We start from the raw sequence: 2,180 nt of genomic DNA on the forward strand, positions 1-2,180 counted from the left end.
CTACACGGCTACCTCGACGACCTCCCGCCCACCGAGTTCGAAGGGAGGTTCTACGCTACCCAGCAGGGCACCCAGGCCCTGGTTGAAATCAAATGACCAGAGCCTCCACCAGACCCAGTGCGGTTCAGTCACGGCGTCAGCGAGGTCATGCCGTCGAAGACTGCGCAACGCTGCGGGAGACACCGCGAGGAGACCGAGTGCGGAAGCCATCAAGTCTTGGTTGTCCTGGATCGCCGCACTAGTCGCCGTCGAGTTTCGTTGTTCGCGCGTCATCGAGCCCATCTGCTTCGCAAGGTCCCCGTTAGCGTCGGCCCACCTTGCGGGAGCCGCAGCAGCGATTCGCTCGGGATCAATCAGCAACGAGACGAGCACAGACGGCCAAGTGACTGCGTCATGGAATTGACGCATGCTCTCGCTAAGATCGCCACCCGAAGCAGACTCGATGCGGTCGCCGAAGACGCTTCTGGGCGAGAGCGTGACTGCATCAACGCCAGGCAACGTTGCGTCCAGCGAGAGTCGCTCAGCGAACCACGCGGCGAACTCATGGCGACGGATTTCCAGGGGATCGCGCAGCTGCCATCCTCCGCTAAGGGATGCGATAGCTATGCCGATCTCGTACCGCCGGTCCCCATACAGAGCGGTTGTCTCCTGCAATGTAGCGGACGAGATGGGGAGCCGGATGCCGCCATCATGGGCAAGCTTCATGATTCGCTGAGCTGCAACAAGATCGTCCGCGGAAAGCGCCTCAGGCCTGACTACGGCCTTCGCGACTGTGCTCCAGTGGCACTGATCGAGGTACACCGACGGCCGCCCCTTCGCCGGGTCCCCGACAGGGCTCCACACCTCAGAGATGACGAGATGGCCCTTCGCTGTATGAGTGACGAGCCACCACCGGTCCCAGTCGAACATCGTCCGCGTGATTTCGTTGCTAGGGCGGCTCACGTCGGCACCCATGTGGGCAAAGTGTTCTTCACCAGACTGCATCACGATGCGAATCTGATCCGTCGTCCAGTCAAGTTCCCACAGGCTGAACTCCTTCGACGAGAGCGCGGGAGTGGGTCCTTCTTCCGTCGTCATGACACCATCTTCGCAGCCGTCACCCACATCCGAGTCACCCGGTTGGGCGCCTCGCGGCGCAGAACATCTAAATTCCACCAAGTTCCGGCAACGAAGAACGTCTAGCGGGCACGCCGTATCGAAAGTGCTGATTGCGGACAGCGTAGCCGACGTACTGCGCGCTCATCGCAAGCTGCAGGCATCGAGTCGCCTCAGCAGGATGGAGGCAAGAGCGAGGTGGTCCAGGGCCTCGTCTGGTGTGTAGCCGACGTCAACCTCATGGCCGCGCGGATTACGGATGCCCGTGGCCGCTCCCGCGAAAATGAACTTGAAACCCTTCTGCTCGTCAATCTCAGATTCGGTCGTGAGAGCGTTCAGTCGCACTTTGGGGTTGTCCTCGTTGAAGACGTTCATCATGAGTTTGTAGCCTCTCCCTTGTTCGCGGCGGATGCGCTTAACCTCAGCCTCTATGAACTTGACAGCCTGGAAAACAGACTCCTCCCAGTGCCCGTTGTCAAATAGAGTGCGCACCTTCTTGGGCAGGTCCGGGTGAATGTTCCGCGACTCGAAGGGGTGCGGCTCCTCAGCCTCGGCGACGATCTCGCCGACCACAAAGTCCTCGACGGCTTCGACAAGGTAGGTCATCTGCGCCGCACCGATAGTCGGTCTTGCTCTCGACGCGGTTGCCGTCCTCGTCGATCAGCCCGAGGGATCTCAGGATGGAGATGACATAGGATTCGTAGGCCGGGGCGATCTTGAACCACTGCAGGTAGCCTGCGTCGACCTCGCTGGGAAATCCCTTGCGCAACTGCGCAACTGCTTGAACGACCGCCGTCTGACCGGAACTGTGGGGATAGTTCGGCACTGTTGCTCCCGCCCTGTCTGGACCATCCGGAGTCGTCACTCCACCGACGAGCACTTACAACGGGCGCAAATCTGCCAAGCGGCGCGGTGCGCGTCGAGCCGGGCACAACAAGTCATCCCGAACCAAGGAGGGGGCGGTGTCATACCGTCGTAGCAACACTGCAGGCCACGAGGGGTTGCGGGTAGCGCGGTAGGAGACCCTGGGTGGGGCTGGGACGGATGATGTTGACGGTGGCGGACCGGACGGAGATCGCGGTCGG

The 2,180-nt window shown here is 61.3% G+C and carries 2 protein-coding genes; both read right to left on the reverse strand.

Annotation, left to right across the window (positions count from 1 at the left end; genetic code table 11):
- The gene (locus ACSEEN_RS21285) at positions 1 to 1,077 is read right to left on the reverse strand and encodes a hypothetical protein (protein ID WP_440714246.1); all 1,077 of its coding nucleotides are present in this window, start codon (positions 1,075 to 1,077) and stop codon (positions 1 to 3) included.
- 162 nt (positions 1,078 to 1,239) lie between these two features.
- Positions 1,240 to 1,701 (reverse strand): TIGR02391 family protein, encoded by a 462-nt coding sequence (locus ACSEEN_RS21290; protein ID WP_440714247.1) that lies wholly within the window; start codon positions 1,699 to 1,701, stop codon positions 1,240 to 1,242.
- Positions 1,702 to 2,180: the final 479 nt, after the last annotated feature.

Source organism: Gordonia marina, from assembly GCF_052036135.1.
In the GTDB taxonomy this organism is placed as follows: Bacteria; Actinomycetota; Actinomycetes; order Mycobacteriales; family Mycobacteriaceae; genus Gordonia.

Bases quoted from the DNA above. Each gene is read 5' to 3' on its own strand.
- ACSEEN_RS21290 (WP_440714247.1), bottom strand. From the start codon at position 1,701: ATGACCTACCTTGTCGAAGCCGTCGAGGACTTTGTGGTCGGCGAGATC.
- ACSEEN_RS21285 (WP_440714246.1), bottom strand. From the start codon at position 1,077: ATGACGACGGAAGAAGGACCCACTCCCGCGCTCTCGTCGAAGGAGTTC.